The sequence below is a fragment of the Luedemannella flava genome (genome assembly GCF_039528515.1).
GTDB classification, from domain to species: Bacteria; Actinomycetota; Actinomycetes; order Mycobacteriales; family Micromonosporaceae; genus Luedemannella; species Luedemannella flava.
Genome location: NZ_BAAALT010000057.1, coordinates 11,761 through 32,199 on the forward strand (window position 1 = coordinate 11,761; position 20,439 = coordinate 32,199).

The following is a 20,439-nucleotide window of genomic DNA, read 5'->3' on the forward strand; positions in this document are numbered from 1 at the left end:
CCATGGTCGATTGACCGGGGCGGTGTGGTCATCGCGGTGGGACACTTGACGACATGCCGGACCGTGACGACCTCGCCGACCCACCGGGCGGGACGCCGTCCGACGGCGAGTCCGGCATTTCAGGATATGACCTGATCGGCGAGGACACCGTCGCCGGGGCCGACCCGTCCCTGCCGGAGCCCGTCCGCCAGCGCGTCGTCGCGCTCGCCGCCAGCGCGCTCAGCGCGCTACCCGGTGACGAGCTGCCCGTGCCGCTGCGCCGGGTGGCCAACTTCGCCCCGCACCGCCGCGCCCGCCTCGGCGGGCCGCTCATCGCCCTCCATCTGTCCGCCGACCCGCTGTTCCGGCAGCGCATCGGCCAGCGGGCCCGCGAGGCGACCGGCGAGCTGGGCGAGGCCATCGCCGAGGGCACCGTGCCGGCCGCGGCCGACCCCGTCGACGTGGCCGCCCTGGCGTACCTGTGCCGCCCCGCCGGCTGGGCGGACATGGTCGCCGCCGCCACCGAGGCCGTCCGCGCCGACGCCGAGAGCACCGCCATCGCCGACCGCATCCAGGTCGCCGAGCAGCGGGCCGCCCGCGCCGAACACGAACGGGCCGTCGCCCGCGTCGAGGCCGACAAGCTCCGCGACGAGCTGGCCCGGCTACGCGAGGAGGCCGCCGCGCTGCGCGAGGAGGTCCGCACCCTGGGACGGAGCCTGCGCGAGACGCAGGGCCGGGAGAAGCGCGCCAGCGAGCGGCTCGCCGTCGAGGAGGGCCGCGCCCAGCGCGCCGCCGCCGACAACGACGACGACCTGCGCCGGCTGCGCGCCCGCCTCGCCGACGCCGAGGACCTGGCCAGCGGCGCCCGCCACGCCGCCAAGGAGGCGCGCGCGGTCGACGAGGCCCGCCTCTGGCTGCTGCTGGAGACGATCGGCCAGGCCGCCGTCGGCCTGAAACGGGAGCTGGCCATCGAGCCCGCCACCCTGCTGCCCGGCGACCACGTCGCCACCCACTTCGCCGAGCGCGGCGGCGCCGGGGGCGCCGGGGCCCGCGCCCTGGACGCCGACGACCCGGCCCGACTCGACCAGCTTCTCGCGCTGCCCAAGGTGCACCTCGTCGTCGACGGCTACAACGTCACCAAGACCGGGTACGGCGAGTTGTCCCTCGAACAGCAGCGCGGCCGCCTCATCACCGGCATCGGCGGCATCGCCGCGCAGACCGGCGCCGAGGTCACCGTCGTCTTCGACGGGGCCGAGAAGCTGGTCGCCGCGCCCACCCCGCCGCGCGGGGTCCGCGTGCTGTTCAGCCGCAAGGGCGAAACCGCCGACGAGCTGATCCGCCGGCTCGTGCGCGCCGAGCCCGCCGGCCGCCCCATCGTGGTGATCTCCACCGACCGGGAGGTCGCCGAGGGCGTGCGCCGCCACGGCGCGTACCCGCTCAGCTCCGACACCCTTTTGCGACGCCTGGCCCGGGCCTGATAGGCAATGTCCATGAGCGAGCGCAGCGAGCGAATCATCAGTTCAGTTGACACATGGCGGCGCCGGAGCGCAGCGGAGGCGGCGGCATGAGCGAGCGCGGCGAGCGAATCATCAGTTCAGTTGACACATGGCGGCGCCGGAGCGCAGCGGAGGCGGCGGCATGAGCGAGCGCGGCGAGCGAATCATCAGTTCAGTTGACACATGGCGGCGCCGGAGCGCAGCGGAGGCGGCGGCATGACGTTGACGCCACGGTTCTGGGCGGCGGTGACGTTGGCCGTGCTGGCGCTCGTGGTGCTCGTGGTGGCCGCGGTCAGGGTGCCCTGGTCCAGCCCGCCGGCGCCGCGCGCCGACCAGCTCGCCGCGCTGCGCGACCTGCCCGCCGACGCGGTCGAGCGGGGCCGGGCGTTCCACGCCGCGCTGCGCCTGCCCGCGTACTCCTCGCTGCTGCTGGGGCTCGCGGTCAGCCTCATCCTCGGGCTCACGCCGCTCGGCGCGCGGATCGTCGAGGCGGTCGGCAAGCCGTTCGGCGGCAACTGGATCGCGCAGGCGCTGCTCGGCGGCTTCGTCATCATGCTCATCGGCGAGGTCGCCACCCTGCCGCTGGCCGTCTGGCGGGAGCGGGTGCTCCGCGACTACGGCCTGTCCACCCAGACCTGGGGCAGCTGGACCGTCGACCTGGCCAAGGGCATGGCCATCGGCGCGGTGCTCGGCGCGATCGTGCTGCTCGCGTTCTTCGGGATCGCCCGGCTCACGCCCGACTGGTGGTGGGCGTGGCTGTCCGCCGGCGCGGCCGGGCTGGTCGTGCTGCTCAGCTTCGTGCTGCCGGTGCTCATCGAGCCGGTGTTCAACAAGTTCACCCCGATGCCCGCCGGTGAGCTGCGGGACAGCCTGACGGCCATGGCCGCCCGCGACGGCGTACCCGTGAAGGATGTTCTGGTCGCGGACGCCTCGCGCCGGACCACGGCGCTCAACGCCTACGTCTCCGGCCTGGGGCCGACCCGGCGCATCGTCGTCTACGACACGTTGCTCGACGAGGCGCCGGCGGCCGAGGTGGAGGCGGTCGTGGCGCACGAGCTCGGTCACGCCAAGCGCGGCGACGTGCTCACCGGCACCGCGCTCGGGGCGCTCGGCGCGGCCGCGGCGATCTGCGCGGCGTTCCTGCTCGGCTCGTGGACCGGCCTGCTGCGGCTGGCCGGGGTCGACTCCGTGACGTCGCCGACGGCGCTGGCGCTGCTGCTCGCCGTGGCCACGCTCGCGGGTCTGGTGGCCATGCCGCTGCAGAACGCGGTGTCGCGCCGCATCGAGGCGCGCGCCGACGAGCACGCCCTCGTCGTCACCGACGACCCGGCCACCGTGGAGCAGATGGACGGCCGCCTCGCGCTGAAGAACCTGTCCGACGTGGACCCGAACCGCCTGGAGTACCTGATGTTCGCCAGCCACCCCTCGACCGTGGAGCGCATGGCCGCGGCCCGCGCGTTCGCCCGCGGGGAGCGCTGACTTTGCGCACCCTGCTCATCACGAACGACTTCCCGCCCCGGCCCGGTGGCATCCAGCAGTTCGTCCACCACCTCGCGGTGCGCCAGCCGTCCGGCTCCCTCGTCGCCTACGCCTCCACCTGGCGCGGCGCGGCCGAACACGACGCCTCGCTACCGTTTCCGGTCATCCGCGAGGAGACGGGGGTGTTGCTGCCCACGAGGCGCGTCGCCCGCCGCGTCGCCGCTCTCGCCCGGGAGTACGGGTGTGAGCGCGTCTGGTTCGGGGCGGCCGCGCCGCTCGGCCTGCTCGCGGACGGGCTGCGGGGGCGGGCGGGCGTGTCGCGGGTCGTCGCGCTGACGCACGGCCACGAGATCGGCTGGGCGGCGCTGCCCGGCGCGCGTGGCCTGCTGAAGCGCATCGCGCGCGGGGCGGACGTGGTGACCTACCTGACGGAGTATCAACGGTCGCGCCTGGACCGCGCGGTCGGGTCGCTGACGTCGCTGGAGCGGCTGGCGCCGGGAGTGGACACCGTCGCCTATTCGCCGTCGGTTTCCGGCGATCTTGTGCGTACAGAACATGATCTTGTTGGGCGGCCCGTGGTCGTGTGTGTGTCGCGGCTCGTGCCGCGCAAGGGGCAGGACACGCTGATCAAGGCGTTGCCGGCGATCCGGCGGCGGGTGCCCGACGCGGCGCTGCTGATCGTCAGCGGGGGCCCCTACCGGCCCTCGCTGGAGCGCCTGGCGCGGGAGACCGGCGTTGCGGAGCACGTGCGGTTCACCGGGTCGGTGCCGTGGGCGCGCCTGCCGGAGTACTACGCGGCTGGCGACGTGTTCGCCATGCCGTGCCGCACCCGGATGGGCGGCCTCGACGTGGAGGGCCTCGGCATCGTCTACCTGGAGGCGTCGGCCACCGGGCTGCCCGTGGTGGCGGGCGACTCGGGCGGGGCGCCCGACGCGGTCCGCGAAGGGGAGACCGGGTTCGTGGCGCCGGGCCGCGACGTCGCGGCGGTCGCCGACCGGATCGCCACCCTGCTGGCCGACCCGGCCCTGGCCAAGCGCCTCGGCGCCGAGGGCCGCGCGTGGGTGGAGCAGGAATGGGGCTGGGACCACCAGGCCGCCCGCCTCACCGCGCTACTGGCGTCCTGAATCAACCCGTCAGCTCTGGTCGGTCACCGGCACGGTCGGAGCGAACTGGTGCACAGCGGCCCGCAGCGTCGGAACGTGCAAGGGCCAGAAGGTCGCCGGCCTGCTGTCCGCGACCACGTCGGGCGAAACGCCTGGCGCGAAGGCGCTGTTCAGCCGCTTCAGCCAGCCGGACCGCGCCGACCCGGGCAGGGGCGGGCTGCCCGGCCGGCGACGCAGGCCGACGTAGGTGACCTTGGCTCTGCCGGCGTCCTGCGTCCAGACCAGGATCTCCTTGATGTCTTCCCAGGGCACGACCGCCGTGTGGGAGGCAGGCCAGGGTGGCGTCACCCCGAGCGTCACGCCGGCGGCGTCGACCCGCAGCGCCACCCGACGGGTGACCACGTGAAGTAGTCGGACGAGCAGGTACACGCCGCCGAACACGATGGCGATACCCGCCGGAACAGGTATGTCGTGCCACGCGGCCACGCCGACGACGACAGACACTACGGAGACCGGCAGCAGCAGCAGGTCCCGGCGCGTCAACCCGAACCGGACCTGGTACGCCTCGCCCGGCGCGATCCTGATGCGATCGCGGCGCCGAACGTGAATGGATGTCGTGTCCTGTGCCATGGTTCGGCACAGTACCGCATTTCCGCAGGTCAGAGCTTGCTCTGGGGGCCGCTCCGGGCGGGCGTCCGGCTTTCCGGACGGCAACTGTTCAGGCGGTTGATCAGCGGTGCGAATGCGCAGTCCTCGCGGCCCGATAACCGACAAACCACCCCTCGCGTGCCCGTCGCCCTCGACTTTCGCGCTTTCTCGCCGCACGGGTCAGCATCACACCATCGCCCGGCAACACACCCGATCCCGGGTCGTATCACGGGACCCGCCGACGCGAAAGTCGAGCCTCCTGTCAGTACCAAGATTTGAGTTTTGTGTGCAGTAACTGTTCAGGTGGTCCGCGCCGGGGTGGAGATCGCCATCTGCGGTGCGGACGTGCAGTCCGAGCGCCAGTTGTTGATGGGTGGCGGTCCATGATCGTTAAATGCCGTGCGGATGCGTAGTCGCGACGACCTGATAACCGACAAACCACCCCCCGCTGCTCGTGAAGATCGCCGTCTTCTGTACCAGAGCGCAGCCCAGCCGCACTCCTGCACAGGAAACTGAGATCTTGGTACCAACGGGCGCCGTGGGCCCGATGATCGCGACGTTGAGCGGGAAGGGCGGGTCCCACCGGAAACCTCATCATGACCGCTGTCAGGAGAACCGATGCAGGCACGGACCGGTCGTACGTCACTCGGACGGGACACCTGAATAGTTACGGTGTGCGGGAGTGTGGCTGGGCTGCGCCCTGGTACATGAAACGGCGATCTTCGCGACATGGGAGGGTGGTTTGTCGGTTATCTCCACCCCCGGCGCAGGCCACGTGAACAGTCACCGGGAAGTGCTGACCTTGCCGCGCGGACCTTCGGCGGTGGCGTCGCTTAGAGGAGGCCGTCGGCAGCCGGGAGAGTGCCGTAGGCGTCGCGCATGACGCGCTCCAGCTCGATGGTGATGGCGTCGCGGAGGCCGTCGTGCTGCTCGCCGAGCAGGTGCTCGGGGGCCTCGCGCAGGTCGTCCGGGTAGCGCCAGACGGGGCCCAGCCGGTACTGCTCCGGCTCCCAGGCGTACCGGGCGTGCACGTGGGCGTGCAGCTGGCGCATGGAGTTGCCGAGCACCTCGTAGTTGACCCGCCGGAACGCCGGGTCCAGGCCGTTGCAGGCGTGGAACACGGCCTCGCCGAGCAGCGCCATGTCGGTGAGGAAGTCGACCTGGGCCGAGCGCGGCAGGTCGAGCAGGTGGTCGACGTCGGGGGCGTCGGCCAGCAGGACGCAGTAGCCGGGCAGGTACTGCGTGTCGCCGATGGCCGCCCAACCGGTGCGCATGCGCGCCAGGACGGTCGGGTTCTCGTCGCGGCGGGCGGCGCCGATCCGGTCGGCGCGCCAGTCCGTGTCGGGGAAAGCCCGACGGTGGCGGCCACGGGTCGCGGTAGGGGCGCTACCCGCGCCGAGATCCTCCAGCGCGGTCGCTGGGTCGAGGGGATCGATCATGTTCTCAGAATTTCGGTGCGTCGGGGGCTTCGAGCAGGCCGAGCCGGAGGGCGGTCATGAGGGCCTGGGCCCGGTTCGCCGCGCCCAGCTTCTCGTACAGCTTCGAGATGTGGGTCTTGGCGGTCGACTCGCTGACGTAGAGCTGCTTGGCGATGCCCGCGACGCTCATGCCGTCGGCGAGCAGGCGCAGCACCTGGCTCTCGCGGGGCGAGAGCTGCGGGCCGGCGGGGGCGAGCCGGCGCTTCATGGCCTCGGCCAGGTCGGCGGCGGTGAACGCGCTGGGGGAGGAGGCGGCGTGCCGGGCCGCCGCGACGACCTCGTCGGCCGGGGCGGTCTTGGGCACGAAGGCGCTCGCGCCGGCTTCCAGCGCGCCGAAGAGCTGGTCGTCCCCGGCGTACATGGTCAGGACCACGATGCCCATGGTGGCGCTGGCCTTGCGCAGGGCGCGGGCCGCTTCGAGGCCGCTGCCGTCGGGCAGGCGCAGGTCCATGATCACGACATCGGGCTGGAGGGCCCCGGCCTGACGGACCGCCTCGGCCGCGGTGGCCGCCTCGCCGACAACCTCGAAGTTCCGGTCGCGCTCGAAAGCGTGCCGCAACCCCTTGCGGATGAGGTCATGATCGTCGACAAGGAGGACCTTGGTCCGGGTCGGCGGAGTGGTGGTGCTGGTCGTCATGCCGGATGATCTCCCCTTCTGCTTGTCACAAGCTACCCCGTCGGGGCGAGGCGCTGAGCACCACGGCCACAGAGGTGCCGCCGGAGGCGCGCGGCGTGATCTCCAGTTGGCCTCGGATACGCTCCGCCCTCTCTGCCATGATCGCAAGGCCGTAGCGGCCATCCGACCGGTGGCTTGACATTCCGGCCCCGTCGTCACTCACCTCGATGCGCGCGTACGGCGGATCCACCTCACAGGTGACCCAGAGGTTGCTCGCGTTGGCGTGCTTGCGGGCGTTGGTGATCGCCTCCTGGGCGATGCGGAGCAGCTCCGCCTCGGTGGCGGCGGGCAGGCGGGCGGATGTCTCGTCCAGCGACAGGTGCACCCGCAGGCCGGCAGACGAGCCCACCGCCCGGGCGTACTCGGCGATGGCGGCGGCCAGGCCGCCGTGCCGGTCGACCTCGCTGCGCAGCTCGAACAGGCTCAGCCGTAGCTCGGTGATGACCCGGGTGACCTCCTGGCGCAGGGCGCGCAGCTCGGCGGCGCTCTCCTTGGCGTCCTCGGGCAGGGTGGCCAGGGTGTTGTCGATGCCGTACCCGACCATGACCAGCTCCTGGGCGACCCCGTCGTGGATCTCCCGGGCCAGTCGCTGGCGCTCCTCGTTGGTGGCGATGGAGCGTACGTCGTCGAAGAGCAGCGCCGCCTCCAGCCGCAGCGCGCCCGCCGAGGCCAGCTCGGTCACGGCGGACACCACGGCCGGCGGGTAGGCGCCCGCCCGGTCGACCTCCAGGGTGAGCAGGCCGATCGTGCGTACGCCGGACAGCAGCGGCACGACCAGCGTCGACACGGGCGTGTCGGACGAGGCCGTCCGGGCCTGGGAGCGCGCGGCCACCTGCGCCTGCTGGGCGGCCCAGGCGTCCGCGATGGCGGAGTCGGCGTCCAGGCTGGTCTCCCAGTCGACCCGGTCGGGGGCGAGCTGGGCGAGGACCACGAGCCGGCCGCCGCCGCTGGCGGACAGCACCGCGGCGCGGTCCACGGGGGCGATGCGGCGCACGTCCTCGAGCAGGTGCTCGGAGATGCTGCCCGGGTCCAGGGTGGCGCCGGGCAGCTGGCGGGCGACCGTGCGCAGCTGGGTCAGCAGCCGGGTGGCCTCGGCGTACGGGGCCGGGCCGGCGGGCGGGGCCTCGGGGGCGAGCAGCCGGCGCACCGCGTACACGAAGCCGGCGAGCAGCCCGGCGATCGCCAGCCACTCGGCGCAGAACAGCAGGTACGACGGGTCGGACAGCAGCCCGTCGGGCGCGCCGGCGGCGGCCAGCGCGACGGCGCCGAGGGCGACCAGCGCCATCGACTCCTTGATGCGCCCCTCGATCGCCGGCACGACGATCGGGATGGTCAGGTACGGCAGGATCGTGCTGGCCGCGCCGCCCGGCTCGGTGGCCACGCTGCTCGCGCCCAGCGCGGTGAGCAGCACCTCGGCCACCCGGCCGAGGGTCGGCAGGATCGGGGGCCGGCCCGCCCACGCCGCGAGGCTCGCGGCGCCGAGCAGCGCGACCCAGATCAGCGCGCTGACGTCGTGGGTCGCGGCGATGGTGAGCGCGGCGATGAGCGTCAGCAGGGCAAGGCGGAGCACGAGGCCCGCCCGCTCCGCGCCGGTGGCACGGAGGCTGGGCGGTGCCTCGATGGACTGCGCCGACCGGGTCGGGCGCTCAGCTGTAGATAGCGGCGATCTCGTCGGCGTACTCCTTCGCCACTATGGTCCGCTTCACTTTGAGTGAGGGCGTCAGCAGTCCGTTGCCCTCGGTGAAGTCCTCGGAAAGGATCCGGAACACCCGGATCGACTCCGCCTTGGAGACGGCCCGGTTGGCCTCATCGACGGCGGTCTGCACCTCGCGGCGCAGATCCTCATCGTCGCGCAAGTCCCCCGGACGCGCGTCAGCCGGCTTGCCGTTGGCGTTACACCAGGCGGGGAATGATTCCTCATCGATGGTCACCAGCGCGGCGACGAACGGTTGCCGGTCGCCGACGACCATGCACTGACTTATCAGCGGATGGGCACGGATTCGGTCCTCAAGGACGGCCGGGGCGACGTTCTTGCCGCCGGCCGTCACGATGATCTCCTTCTTCCGGCCGGTGATCGACAGGTAGCCGTCGTCGTCCAGGGCGCCGAGGTCGCCGGTGTGGAACCAGCCGTCCGCGTCGAGCACCTCGGCCGTCGCGGCCGGGGCGTTGAAGTATCCCTTGAAGACGATGTCGCCCTTGATCAGGATCTCGCCGTCGTCGTCGATCCGCACCGTGACGCCCGGCAGCGGCCGGCCCACGGTGCCGATGCGGATGTGGTCCTCCAGGTTGACCGCGACGGCCGGGGAGGTCTCGGTCAGGCCGTACCCCTCGTAGATCGTCACGCCGATGCCGCGGAAGAAGTGCGCGAGCCGGGCGCCCAGCGGTGCGCCGCCGGAGATCGCGGCCTGGCACCGCCCGCCCATCGCGGCCCGCAGCTTGCGGTAGACGAGCAGGTCGAACAGCATGTGCCGCAGTCGCAGCACCAGGTTGGGGCCGCCGGCGTCGAGGGCCTCCGAATAGGCCACCGCGACGGCCGTGGCCCGGTCGAAGAGCGCGCCGTTGCCGCCGTCGACCGCCTTCTGCCGCGCGCCGTTGAACACCTTTTCAAACACCCGTGGTACGGCCAGGACGAACGTCGGCTTGAACGAGCCGAGGTCGGCCAGCAGGTTGCGGGGGTCCGCGGTGTAGGCCGTGTGCACCTGGGCCTCCACGACGCCCACCTGGATGATCCGGGCGAAGCTGTGCGCGAGCGGCAGGAACAGCAGCGTCGCGGCGCCCGGCTGGAACAGGTTGGGCAGGTGCGGGATGGTGTTGGCGATGTCGGCGTAGATGTTGCGGTGGGTCAGCACGCAGCCCTTGGGCCGGCCGGTCGTCCCGCTGGTGTAGATGATCGTGGCGAGATCGTCGGCGCGACCGGCCAGCCGGCGCCGGTCGACCTCGGCCGGGTCGACCGGACCGCCCGCGGCGATGAGCTCGGTCAGCCCGCCGGCCTCGATCTCCCAGGTGTGGCGCAGGTCGGGCAGGTCGTCCCGGACCCGGCCCAGGTTGGCGGCGTGGTCGGCCGTCTCGACGAAGCACGCCACCGCGGCCGAGTCGGACAGGATCCACTGGATCTGGTCCGGACTGGAGGTTTCATAGATCGGCACGGTCACCGCGCCACACGCCCAGATCGCGTAGTCGATCAAAGTCCATTCGTAGCGGGTGCGGCTGATCAGGCCCACCCGGTCGCCCGGCGCCACGCCGGCCGCCACGAGGCCGCGGGCGAGGGCCACCACATCGTCGCGGAACCGCGCGCAGGTGATGTCCTCCCAGCCCGCGTCGGTGCGGCGGGCGAACTGGGCCGCGTCCGGCCGCGCCTCGGCGTTGGTCCAGACGGCCTGGACGAGCGTCGTCGTGTCCTTGATCGTGACAGCTGGTGGAACCGTGAACTCGCGCACTTGTGCTCCCTTGCTCGGGCCACTTCGCCCGCTGTGAACCTATCGTGGCAGGCGTCACGGAGCCCATCCCGGGGCGCCGGGAGGGCGGCCGGGCCGGGTCGCCGCGCCCTGGGCACGGCGGTCGGGCCGATCGCCAGGTAGATTGCCTGCCGTGGCCGACACGTCGACGCAGTCCATCGTGATCAACGCAGCTCCTTCGCAGGTCGCGGAGGTGATCTGTGACTTCGCGCGCTACCCCGAGTGGGTCTCCGCGGCGCGTGAGGTCGAGGTGACCGAGGAATATGAGGACGGTTACGCCAGCCAGGTCCGCTTTGTGATCGACGCCGGCGTCGTCTCCGACGAGTACACCCTGTCCTACGAGTACGCCGAGGACATTTCGCGGATCGAGTGGCACCTGGTCGAGCCGTCGAAGATGCAGAAGGCGCAGGACGGCTCGTACGACCTCGTCGACAACGGCGACGGCACGGCCACCGTGACGTACACGCTCGCGGTCGAGCTCGGCATCGGCATGCTCGGCATGTTCAAGCGCAAGGCCGAGAAGATGATCATGGATACCGCCCTGACGGAGCTCAAGCGCCGCGTCGAGTCGTTGGGCGCTGACCAGTGAGCGGGCGCGGCGAGCGAATCACGAGCGAGGACCCGATCCGCGATGAGGCGCAGCGGCTGGTCGCCGCCGCGCTGGCGGCCGCGTCCGTGGCCGCGAATGGTCTCACCAGCGCGCACCTGTCGACGGGTAGTGCTGAATGCTGTGTTTGCCCGATTTGTCGGGTAATCGCGGCGATGCGCGACCCCAGCCCGGAGTTCGCCGAGCGGCTCTCGGAAGGTGCCGCTGATCTTGCCGTCGGCGTGGCGAGTATGCTGCGCTCGCTCTCCGGCGCGGCACATCACGCCGCGGGGAACAGCAACGGCCCGGAGCCCGGGGAATCCGACGGCGGACCCGCCGACGACCCCTGGCATCAGGCCACCGCCGCGCCGGACGCGGCCACCCCGACCGCCGGGTCGGCGGCACCGCCGCCCCGCGCGCCCATGGCGCGCAAGGCGGTCAAGAAGGCAGCACCACCCAGGGCAACGGCAATGGCGCCGGCAACGGGCCAGGATGAAGGTGACGAAGGTACGGAGGCGGATACGTGAGCGAGGCATTGACCATCGGCGTCGACATCGGCGGCACGAAGGTGCTGGGTGGGGTCGTCGACGCGGCCGGGGAGGTGCTCGTTCAGGCCCGACGTGACACGCCGGCCGACGACGTCTCCAAGACCCTCGAGTTCATCGTCGAGGTCGTGCAGGAGCTCGCCGCGAGCCATTCCGTCAGCGCCGTCGGCATCGGCGCGGCCGGCTGGATCGACGCCAGCCGCGCCAAGGTCCTCTTCGCTCCCAACCTCGCCTGGCGCGACGAGCCGCTGCGCGACAAGGTCGCCGAGCGGGTCGACCTGCCCGTCATCGTCGAGAACGACGGCAACGTGGCGGCCTGGGCCGAGTTCCAGTTCGGCGCGGCCCGCGCCGCCGAGAAGTCGATGGTGCTGGTCACCGTCGGCACCGGCATCGGCAGCGGCATCGTGCTCGGCGGGGACCTCGTGCGCGGCGCCAACGGCATCGCCGCCGAGATCGGCCACATGCGCGCCGTGCCCGGCGGGCGGCCGTGCGGCTGCGGCCGGCAGGGCTGCATCGAGCAGTACGCCTCCGGCAGCGCGCTGGTCCGCTACGCCCGCGACGTGGCCACCCACGACGCGGCCGCCGCGGCCCACCTGCTCGACCTCGCCGGCGGCAGCGTCGAGGCGATCAACGGCCCGATGGTCACCCGTGCCGCCCGCGACGGCGACCCGGTCGCGGTCGCCGCGTTCACCGAGATCGGCACCTGGCTGGGCGCCTGCCTCGCCGACCTGACGCAACTGCTCGACCCCGAGGTGTTCGTCGTCGGCGGCGGCGTCATCGACGCCGGCGAGCTGCTGCTCGGCCCGACCCGCGACGCGTTCTACGAGCAGCTCGCCGCGCGCGGCACGCTGCCCGTCGCCGACGTGGTGGGCGCCAGCATGGGTAACCTGGCCGGCGTGGTGGGCGCCGCGGATCTCGCCCGACGGTGAGACGGCCCCGCCCCTGACCCCAGGAGGCCGCATGGCCGACGGCGTACCGGTGCGGGTGGTCTCCTACAACATCCACGGACAGCGCGACGACCCGCGTGCCCTCGTCGAGGTCGTGCGCGGCCTCGCCCCGGACGTCCTGCTCGTCCAGGAGGGGCCGCGCCGCCTGCGCTGGCGGGCGAAATGTGCCGACCTCGCCAACCGGTGCCGCCTCGTCCACGCGGCGGGTGGCCTGCCCGGCCTCGGCAACGTCGTGCTGATCAGCCTGCGCGTGGAGGTGTTGCGGACGTGGCACGTGCGCTACCCGCTGACGCCCGGCCGGCACCTGCGCGGCGCGGCGCTCGCCCGGTGCCGGGTGGGCGGGGCGGAGTTCGTCGTCGCGGGCACCCACCTGGCCACTGACCCGGTCGAGCGGCCCGACCAGGCGCGGCTGGCGCGCGCGGCGCTCGACGCGGAGCCCGGCCCGGTGGTGCTCGGCGCCGACGTCAACGACGAACCGGGCAGTGCCGCCTGGCGTACCCTCGCCGAAGGCCTTGATGATCTTGGAGTAGTCCCCACCTTCCCCGCCGGCGCCCCCGGGCGCCGCATCGACGCGGTGTTCGCGGGGCGCGGCGCGGTGCTGCGCGAATGCCACGTACCCGACACCCCGGCGGCCCGTCGGGCCAGCGACCACCTGCCCGTCGTCGCCGATCTCGTCATCGGCCCCTGACCCGACCCCGCCCAGGTTGTCTGGACAAAAGCTCCCCGACCCAAGAGGATGCGCGCCGGGAGGAAAGCGAGGGGGAGGACGAGGGTGAGTTACGACAACCTGGCGCGACCGGACGAGGCCACGATCTGGCGCGGCGGCACGCCGGTGTTCGACCGCAGCGACACCGTCTGCGTCATCGGTGCCGGCGCGAGCGGCCTGGTGGCGATCAAGAATCTGCGCGAGCACGGCTTCGCGGTCGACTGCTACGAGCGGGAGACGGGCGTCGGCGGCGCCTGGAACTGGCGCCACGACCGCAGCCCGGTGTACTCGAGCACGCACCTGATCTCGTCGAAGCCGTTCACCCAGTTCCCCGACTTCCCCATGCCGGACTCGTGGCCGGACTACCCGCACCACAGCCAGGTGCTGGCCTACCTGGAGCGCTACACCGAGCACTTCGGGCTGCGCGAGCACATCTGGTTCGGCACCGAGGTCACCAACGTCCAGCCCACCGAGGACGGCGGCTGGGACGTCACCATCAAGGGCGCCCGCGGCGGTGGCGCGGCCCGCACCCAGCGGTACTCAGCCGTGGTCGTGGCCAACGGGCACAACTGGTCGCCGAAGCTGCCCACGTACGACGGCCTGGACTCCTTCACCGGCGAGGTCATCCACGCGGCGGCGTACAAGGACGCGGCGCAGCTGCGCGGGCGCAGGGTGCTCGTCGTGGGCGGCGGCAACACCGGTGCCGACATCGCCGTGGAGGCCGCCCAGCAGGCGGCCCGCTGCTGGCACTCCACCCGCCGGGGCTACTGGTACCTCCCCAAGTACGTCCGGGGACGGCCGTCCGACCAGGTCAGCGACGCGGTCCTGGCGGTGGGCCTGCCGCTGCGCCTGCGGCAGTGGTTCGTGCAGCGGCAGCTGCGCAGCGCCGTCGGCGACCTGACCCGGTTCGGCATGCCCGCGCCCGACCACCGCGTCTTCGAGACCCACCCGATCGTCAACAGCCAGCTCGTGTACTACGTCGGCCACGGCGGCATCACGCCCGTGCCCGACGTGGCGCGCTTCGACCGCGGCTCGGTGGAGTTCACCGACGGCCGCGTCGCCGAGCCCGACCTGGTCGTGTTCGCCACCGGCTACCTGCCGCGCTTCGAGTTCCTCGCCCCGGACGTGCTCAACGTCGACGGCGAGGGCCGCCCCCGGCTGTACCTGCACGCCATCCCGCCGCACCACCCGACGCTGGCGGTCGTCGGTCTCCTGCAGCCCGACTCCGGGGTGTTCGCGCTGGCCCACTGGCAGACCCAGACCATCGCCCGGTGGCTGCGGATGCGTCAGCTCGCGCCGGAGCGCGCCGCGCAGTTCTGGTCGAAGCACAACCGTGACGCCGGCACCGCGTACGCGGCGGTCAAGATGAAGCGCTCGACCCGGCACTGGTTCGAGGTCAGCCACACGGTGTACCTGAAGACGCTGGAGAAGACGCTCAAGGAGCTGGAGGTCGCCCGATGAGCGAGCGTAGCGAGCGAACCATTCAGCTCAGTGGTCAGTCATGGCGGCGCCGGAGCGAAGCGGAGGTGGCGGCATGACGTCTGTTCTGCGACCCATGGAGTGGGCCTACCCCGTGGCACCCGTCGAGCGGGAGGTGCTCACCGCGAAGCCGGCGGAGAACGAGGCGGACCGGCAGCGGCCGCCGGTGCTGTTCGTGCCCGGCCTCGGGCACGGGGCCTGGGCGTTCGCGGCCCGCTGGCTGGAGCACGCGGCTTCGCGCGGCTTCCCGGCGTACGCGATGAGCCTGCGCGGGCACGGCGGCAGCGCGTCGGCGCCGCGCACCACGCTGCGCGCGTACACCCACGACGTCACGCAGGTGGCGGCGCGCCTGCCCCGCCAGGCGGTGCTGGTCGGGCACGGCACGGGCGCGCTGGCCGTCGCGCGGACGCTGGCCCGCTACCCGGCCCGCGCCGGGGTGCTGGTCTGCCCGGTGTTCGGTGGGCCGGGCACCGCGTTGACCGCGCTGCGCCGCAACCCCGCCGGCACGCTGCCGGCCCTGTTCGGCGGCCGACTGCGGCTGCGCCGCGGGCAGCTGTTCGGCCGCGAGCTGGCCAGCGCGTCGGCGCGGGAGTTCGCCGCCCAGGTCAAGGTGCCGTCCGCGCCGCTGGCGCAGTGGCAGCTGCTGGCCGGACCGGCCATCGAGGACCCGGTGGGGGACCCGCCGGTGCTCGTCGTCGGCTCGCCCGACGACCGCGTGGTGCCCCGGGGCGCGTTGGAGCGGGCCGCCCGTCGGTACGGCGGGGCGCCGCTGCTGTTTCCGGGCATGGGGCACGACGTGATGCTGGACGCGCGCTGGCAGGAACCCATCGACGCCATTCTCGATTGGCTCGACAAGTCCCTCTAACGGGCGTCCACTGTGTCATTTGCGCAGTTCAACGTCCACAAAGAACGACCACCATGTGGTTGTTACTGCGTCAGGGGATGCTTTTGCAACATCAGCACGGCATGATGTCGCCCTGAAAGCACGACAACGCCGGCCCGTCGCGGGGTCGGGCCGGCGTTCCTTCCCCGCTCCCGAAACGGAGATGCACGAAACGATGTCCTCCCCCGGTTCGATCGGCAGCGTCTCCGCTGCCCTCGCCAAGGACCGTCTTGGCGTACCCGCAGTCGTCTTCTTCATCCTGAGCGCCGTCGCGCCGCTCACCGTTGTCGCAGGCGTGGTCACCACCCTCTACGCCGTCACCGGTCTGGTCGCGATCGGCGCGGCGTTCCTCGTGGTCGCGGTCATCCTCGCGATCTTCTCGGCGGGCTACGTGGCCATGGCCCGCCGTATCACCAACGCGGGCGCGTTCTACGCCTTCGTCTCGCGGGGCCTGGGGCGTCCCGCCGGCGTCGGCGTCGCGCTCATCGCGGTGGTGGCCTACAACCTGCTGCAGGTCGGCCTCTACGGCATGTTCGGCGCCCAGGTCGCCGGCTACGTCGAGAGCAAGGGCGGCCCGGTCGTCGACTGGTACTGGTACGCGCTGGCCGCCTGGGCCATTGTGACCATCCTCGGCCTGCTGCGCGTCGACCTCAACGGCGTCGTCCTCGCCGTCCTGCTGACCGCCGAGGTCGTCGTGGTCCTCGTGCTGACCGTGGGCGGCATCGGCAAGCCCGCCGACGGCATCACGTTCGCCAGCCTCAACCCGGCCGACCTGTGGGGGGCGCCGGGCATCGGCGCGCTGCTGGTGACCGCGCTGCTGGGCTTCGTCGGCTTCGAGGCGTCGGCCGTGTTCTCCGAGGAGTCGAAGAACCCGCGCCGCACCGTGCCGATCGCCACCTACACCTCGCTCGCCGTCATCGCGGTCGTCTACGCCGCCGCCTCGTGGGCGATGAGCGTGCACTACGGCGACGCGGCCGTGGCCGCCACGGCCGGCGAGATGGGGCCGGGCATGCTGTTCGCGATGTCGAGCAGCACCATCGCCGAGGTCGCCAGCGTGCTGTTCCTGACGAGCCTGTTCGCCGCGATGCTGTCGTTCCACAGCGCCGTCGGGCGGTACATGTTCGCCCTGGGTCGCGAGCGCGTGCTGCCGCGGGCCCTGGGCCGCACGAACCTGCGCACCGGCGCGCCGCGCGCGGCGTCGCTGACCCAGTCGGTGATCGGCCTCGTCGTTATCGCGCTGTACGCGGTGTTCGGCTGGGACCCGGTCGTGCAGCTGTTCTTCTGGGGCGGCACGACGGGCGGTCTCGGCGTACTCATCATGATCATCACGACGGCCGTCGGCATCATCGCGTTCTTCGCCCGCGACCCGCAGGGGGAGAACCTCTGGCGGCGGCTCATCGCGCCCGCGCTCGCGCTGGTGTTCCTGGTCTACATGCTCTACTCGGGCCTGACGAACTTCTCGCAGCTGCTCGGCGTGGAGCCCGGCTCGACGCCGGCCTGGGCGCTGCCGTCGGTGTACGCCGTCGCCGGCGTGATCGGCCTGCTCTACGGCTTCTGGCTCAAGGCGGCCCGTCAGGACGTCTACCGGGGCATCGGCCTGGGCGCCAACGCGGTGACCGGGCGGGCCATCATCGACGAGGGGCAGCAGCCGTTCGCCCCGCTGGGCACGCGGTGATCGTTCTCGAGCGCGCCGGGGATCAGGACGCCGAGCAGATCGGCGCCCTGATCTCCGAAGCCTTCTGGGACCTCGACGCGTCACAGTGGATCATCGGGGACCCGGCGGACGCCCGCCGGGTCTTCCCGGAGTACTTCATCCACGTCGCCGCCGCCGTTCTCGGCGGCGGGGGCGTGGTGGAGTGGACGCCCGAGCGCGACGCGGTCGCGGTCTGGGTGCCGACGCTCGCCACCGACCCGGAGCCGGACCCCGGCGACTGGGACGTGGTCCTGGACAAGGTGTGCGGCCCGTACGCGGACCGGTTCCGGGTCTTCGAAGGGCTGCAGCACGCGCACCACCCGCACGGCGTCGACCACCACTACCTCGCCATGCTCGCGGTCCGCCCGGACCGTCAGGGTCAGGGCCTGGGCACGGCGATGGTCGAGGCGTACCACGAGAAGCTGGACCGCGACGGCGTCGGCGCCTACCTGGAGGCGGCCGGGCCGCGCCAGCGACGCCTGTACGAGCGCGCGGGCTACCGCGATTACCCCGGGCCGTACCAACTGCCCGACGGCGGGCCGTCACTGTTCCCGATGTGGCGGGCGCCGAGAAGCTGAACAAGGGGCGGGCCGACCGGCCCGCCCCTCAGTTCAAGGTCGTGATGACCGCGTTGCCGATCGCGGCCTGCGCCTGCGTCGTCAGCTCCCGCAGCGGCGGTGGCAGCGACGAGAGCACCCAGGCAAGGTATTGAAAGCTTCGCGCGTCGCCGTCCCACAGCACGTGCCGGGTGAGGTCGCTCGCCTCGATGAGCCCCGCGAGCACGGCGTCCTGAATGGTCAGTTGCTCGCCCCGGGTGAGGAAGCGGCGCAGCCGGGCCTCGGGCCACGCGGCCGCCGACCGGTCGGCCGGGGTGAACCGCACGGTGGTGCGCAGCAGCCCACGGCTCTCGGTGCGGTTGAGGTGCCCGGCGCGCACCATGCGCTGGCACACCTGCTCGGTGGCGCTCGCGCCGAGGAACGCCAGCCAGTTGTGGGTGGCGTGCTGCTGCCGCTCGCTCGCGAGCTGGTCGAGGATCGTGTGCGCCAGCGCGTCGCTGGGCGGCTGCCGATCGATGACGGTGATCAGCCCGGCGCGCAGGTCGATCCTGCCGTCCATGACAAGCTCGCCGAGCAGCGCGGCGGCGAGCGCGAGGCCCGTGACGCGCGGGTGGAGGCGGGACTTCCCGCTGGTCTCCTCGTGCGCGACAAAGTAGAGGTCGTCGGCCAACAGCACCCCTGAGGCTCCTTTTCCTACGGGAGAGCGCCGGGTTCCCGACCCGCTCACGTCGTGCGCTCGCTTGGGTGCACCGCTGAACCCCATGACTCAGCGTTACCTGCTGTCACTGTTTGGGACAGGAGAACGCTACTAGAAGCCGTGTAGGCCTCAGGTTAATAGAGCGTTACGAGCCCCGTCTATTTTAGACGCGGGCACCATCATCGGGATAGATGTCATCATCGTCGTCGCCCGGACGAAGCCGCAGCACGAGGGTGACGAAGCCGCCGAGGATCGCGAGGAATCCCAGCAGCATCGCGGTGCCCGAGGCGATGCTGAGCAGGTCGGGATTGAGCACGAGGATCAGTCCGGCGAGGATGCCCACCACGCCCAGGACGGTGGGCGCGGCCGGGCGGGGCAGCGGCGGTGGGGTCGGGGGCGTGTAGCCCTCCTCGTCGTCGCGCAGTTGGGTGCCGAACGTGTCGAGGCCGTCGAGCAGTGACGGCTCGTCGCCCGCCACGGGCGGGGGTGGGGCGACCCGGCGTGCGGGCAGGGGCTCGTCGTCCCGGGCGTCCGCCGGCACGTCCTCGGCCGCCGGCCAGGACCGGTGCGGGCCGACGTCGGCGTCGTAGCCGGCCACGATCGCGGCCCAGGCCTCGTCGACGTCGGTGGTCTCCCGGCGCTCCTCACCCAACTGGCGCAGGTAGGCCTGGGCGGCGGCCAGGTGGGCCCGGTCGACGAACAGCCGGTCGGTGGGGCGGTCGGGCAGGGTGGTGGTGCGGGTCACCGGGTGCAGGTCGGTGGTGGGCCCCAGGTAGGCTGCGATGCCGTCGAGGGCGAGCAGGTCCAGCAGGTGCTCACCGACCCGCGGATCCACGTCCCCGGCGACCGCGTACTCCGCGGCCACGAGGCCGTTGTCCCGCCGGCCCTGGCGGGGGTCTCCGCTTGCCACCGCGCTCCCTTCCCCGGCGCCGCCCGGCGCGTGACATGCCGACTCTACTTCGCGGACCGGCGGAGTGTGACCGGGCCGGATGGGTGGCGTGGGCGGGCCGCGGTCCCTAGGCTCGGTGACGTGCGACTCGGAAAGGGGCACCTCGGATGGTGTACTGGCTGCTGAAGTACATCTTTCTGGGTCCTTGGCTGTGGCTGCTGTTCCGGCCGCGCGTGGAGGGGCGCGACAACGTTCCGCGTACGGGCGCGGCGATCATCGCGAGCAACCACCTGGCGTTCGTCGACTCGATCTTCATGCCGCTGGTGGTCCGGCGGAAAGTTACGTTCGTCGCCAAGGCGGAGTATTTCACCGGCAAGGGCGTGAAGGGCTTCCTCACGCGGCTGTTCTTCGTCGGCGCCGGCTGCATCCCGGTGGACCGCTCCGGCGGCCAGGCGGCGCAGGCCGCGATGGACACCGGCCTGCGCGTGCTCCGGGAGGGGCACCTGTTCGGCATCTACCCCGAGGGCACCCGGTCGCCCGATGGGCGGCTCTACCGGGGCAAGACCGGGGTGGCGCGGCTCGCGCTGGAGGCGGGCGTGCCGGTGATCCCCGTCGCGATGCTCAACGCCGACGTGCTCCAGCCGCCGGGCCGCAAGATCCCGCGCCTGATCCGCCCGCACATCCGCTTCGGCGCCCCGATGGACTTCTCCCGCTACGCCGGCATGGCGGGCGACCGCTACGTCGAGCGCGCGGTGACCGACGAGATCATGTTCGAGCTGATGACGCTGTCCGGCCGCGAGTACGTCGACGTCTACGCCCAGAAGATCAAGGCCGCCGTCGCCGGCTGACCTAGCGGGCAAGAGTCGACTTTCGCGCCGAACGACGCCCGCGGTAGCAGCCGGAGGTCGACCTTTGCAGAACGGGGCGTCAGCAGTCGGCGAGGCCGTTCGCCGTGCGGAAGGCCGTCAGGTCGGCCAGGAGGTCGGCGGTGATGTCCGTGCCTGCCCGGGCCGCCGCGCGCAGGGCCAGTGCGCGGTCGGTGGCGCTGCGCAGGTCGCCGTAGCGGCGGGCGGCGTCCAGGTGGTGGCGGGTGGCCGTGGGGCCGCCGCCGGCCACCGTCCCGGCCAGGCTCGCCAGCGCGGC

At 72.4% G+C, this 20,439-nt stretch carries 20 protein-coding genes; 12 read left to right on the top strand and 8 right to left on the bottom strand.

All coding sequences use genetic code 11. The features are described 5' to 3' along the window. Positions 1–53 precede the first annotated feature (53 nt). The 3 genes from ABD211_RS11550 to ABD211_RS11560 all read left to right on the top strand — a co-directional run bounded on the left by ABD211_RS11550 (position 54) and on the right by ABD211_RS11560 (position 4,078). On the top strand, positions 54–1,457 hold the full coding sequence (locus ABD211_RS11550; protein ID WP_344129216.1) for an NYN domain-containing protein: 1,404 nt from the start codon (positions 54–56) through the stop codon (positions 1,455–1,457). A 240-nt stretch (positions 1,458–1,697) separates the two neighbouring features. After that, complete coding sequence (locus tag ABD211_RS11555) at positions 1,698–2,954, top strand: M48 family metallopeptidase (protein ID WP_344129248.1); 1,257 nt, start codon at positions 1,698–1,700, stop codon at positions 2,952–2,954. 2 nt (positions 2,955–2,956) lie between these two features. Beyond that, positions 2,957–4,078: a glycosyltransferase family 4 protein gene (locus ABD211_RS11560; RefSeq protein ID WP_344129218.1), complete on the top strand. Its 1,122-nt coding sequence runs from the start codon at positions 2,957–2,959 to the stop codon at positions 4,076–4,078. A gap of 9 nt (positions 4,079–4,087) precedes the next feature. On the opposite strand, the gene ABD211_RS11565 is transcribed toward ABD211_RS11560, so the two are convergent. From ABD211_RS11565 to ABD211_RS11585, 5 genes are all read right to left on the bottom strand, one after another. Next, positions 4,088–4,687 (bottom strand): hypothetical protein, encoded by a 600-nt coding sequence (locus ABD211_RS11565; RefSeq protein ID WP_344129220.1) that lies wholly within the window; start codon positions 4,685–4,687, stop codon positions 4,088–4,090. Between the two features lie 851 nt (positions 4,688–5,538). Further along, positions 5,539–6,144, bottom strand: a complete 606-nt coding sequence (locus tag ABD211_RS11570; RefSeq protein WP_344129222.1) for an HIT family protein — start codon at positions 6,142–6,144, stop codon at positions 5,539–5,541. 4 nt (positions 6,145–6,148) lie between these two features. Next, positions 6,149–6,820: a response regulator gene (locus tag ABD211_RS11575; protein ID WP_344129224.1), complete on the bottom strand. Its 672-nt coding sequence runs from the start codon at positions 6,818–6,820 to the stop codon at positions 6,149–6,151. Between the two features lie 25 nt (positions 6,821–6,845). Continuing rightward, on the bottom strand, positions 6,846–8,429 hold the full coding sequence (locus ABD211_RS11580) for a GAF domain-containing sensor histidine kinase (protein WP_344129226.1): 1,584 nt from the start codon (positions 8,427–8,429) through the stop codon (positions 6,846–6,848). 76 nt (positions 8,430–8,505) lie between these two features. Beyond that, on the bottom strand, positions 8,506–10,296 hold the full coding sequence (locus ABD211_RS11585) for an AMP-dependent synthetase/ligase (protein WP_344129228.1): 1,791 nt from the start codon (positions 10,294–10,296) through the stop codon (positions 8,506–8,508). A 151-nt stretch (positions 10,297–10,447) separates the two neighbouring features. Between ABD211_RS11585 and ABD211_RS11590 the strand changes: the two genes are divergently transcribed. From ABD211_RS11590 to ABD211_RS11625, 8 genes are all read left to right on the top strand, one after another. Continuing rightward, positions 10,448–10,903 carry an SRPBCC family protein gene (locus tag ABD211_RS11590; protein WP_344129230.1) on the top strand — a complete coding sequence of 152 codons (456 nt, stop codon included), beginning with the start codon at positions 10,448–10,450 and terminating at the stop codon, positions 10,901–10,903. After that, positions 10,900–11,427 (top strand): hypothetical protein, encoded by a 528-nt coding sequence (locus ABD211_RS11595; protein WP_344129232.1) that lies wholly within the window; start codon positions 10,900–10,902, stop codon positions 11,425–11,427. The genes ABD211_RS11590 and ABD211_RS11595 overlap by 4 nt, the downstream gene beginning before the upstream one ends. Further along, positions 11,424–12,374 carry an ROK family glucokinase gene (locus tag ABD211_RS11600; RefSeq protein WP_344129234.1) on the top strand — a complete coding sequence of 317 codons (951 nt, stop codon included), beginning with the start codon at positions 11,424–11,426 and terminating at the stop codon, positions 12,372–12,374. The genes ABD211_RS11595 and ABD211_RS11600 overlap by 4 nt, the downstream gene beginning before the upstream one ends. A gap of 31 nt (positions 12,375–12,405) precedes the next feature. Next, positions 12,406–13,080, top strand: a complete 675-nt coding sequence (locus ABD211_RS11605; protein WP_344129235.1) for an endonuclease/exonuclease/phosphatase family protein — start codon at positions 12,406–12,408, stop codon at positions 13,078–13,080. An 84-nt stretch (positions 13,081–13,164) separates the two neighbouring features. Then, on the top strand, positions 13,165–14,559 hold the full coding sequence (locus ABD211_RS11610; RefSeq protein ID WP_344129236.1) for a flavin-containing monooxygenase: 1,395 nt from the start codon (positions 13,165–13,167) through the stop codon (positions 14,557–14,559). A 73-nt stretch (positions 14,560–14,632) separates the two neighbouring features. Continuing rightward, on the top strand, positions 14,633–15,442 hold the full coding sequence (locus ABD211_RS11615) for an alpha/beta hydrolase (RefSeq protein ID WP_344129237.1): 810 nt from the start codon (positions 14,633–14,635) through the stop codon (positions 15,440–15,442). Positions 15,443–15,635: 193 nt separating this feature from the next. Further along, positions 15,636–17,135 (top strand): APC family permease, encoded by a 1,500-nt coding sequence (locus tag ABD211_RS11620; protein ID WP_344129238.1) that lies wholly within the window; start codon positions 15,636–15,638, stop codon positions 17,133–17,135. Beyond that, on the top strand, positions 17,132–17,731 hold the full coding sequence (locus ABD211_RS11625) for a GNAT family N-acetyltransferase (RefSeq protein ID WP_344129239.1): 600 nt from the start codon (positions 17,132–17,134) through the stop codon (positions 17,729–17,731). Before ABD211_RS11620 ends, ABD211_RS11625 begins: the two co-directional genes overlap by 4 nt. 28 nt (positions 17,732–17,759) lie before the next feature. Here the strand turns inward: ABD211_RS11625 and ABD211_RS11630 are convergent, their stop codons facing one another. Together ABD211_RS11630 and ABD211_RS11635 are read right to left on the bottom strand one after the other, a co-directional pair. Then, the gene (locus ABD211_RS11630) at positions 17,760–18,386 is read right to left on the bottom strand and encodes a GOLPH3/VPS74 family protein (RefSeq protein ID WP_344129240.1); all 627 of its coding nucleotides are present in this window, start codon (positions 18,384–18,386) and stop codon (positions 17,760–17,762) included. Positions 18,387–18,570: 184 nt separating this feature from the next. Beyond that, positions 18,571–19,317: a DUF308 domain-containing protein gene (locus ABD211_RS11635; RefSeq protein ID WP_344129242.1), complete on the bottom strand. Its 747-nt coding sequence runs from the start codon at positions 19,315–19,317 to the stop codon at positions 18,571–18,573. A 146-nt stretch (positions 19,318–19,463) separates the two neighbouring features. On the opposite strand from ABD211_RS11635, the gene ABD211_RS11640 reads away from it, so the two are divergent. Continuing rightward, positions 19,464–20,144 carry a lysophospholipid acyltransferase family protein gene (locus ABD211_RS11640; RefSeq protein WP_344129244.1) on the top strand — a complete coding sequence of 227 codons (681 nt, stop codon included), beginning with the start codon at positions 19,464–19,466 and terminating at the stop codon, positions 20,142–20,144. Between the two features lie 79 nt (positions 20,145–20,223). On the opposite strand, the gene ABD211_RS11645 is transcribed toward ABD211_RS11640, so the two are convergent. Then, positions 20,224–20,439 (bottom strand): hypothetical protein (locus ABD211_RS11645; RefSeq protein WP_344129246.1); only part of this gene is annotated, 216 nt, incomplete at its 5' end.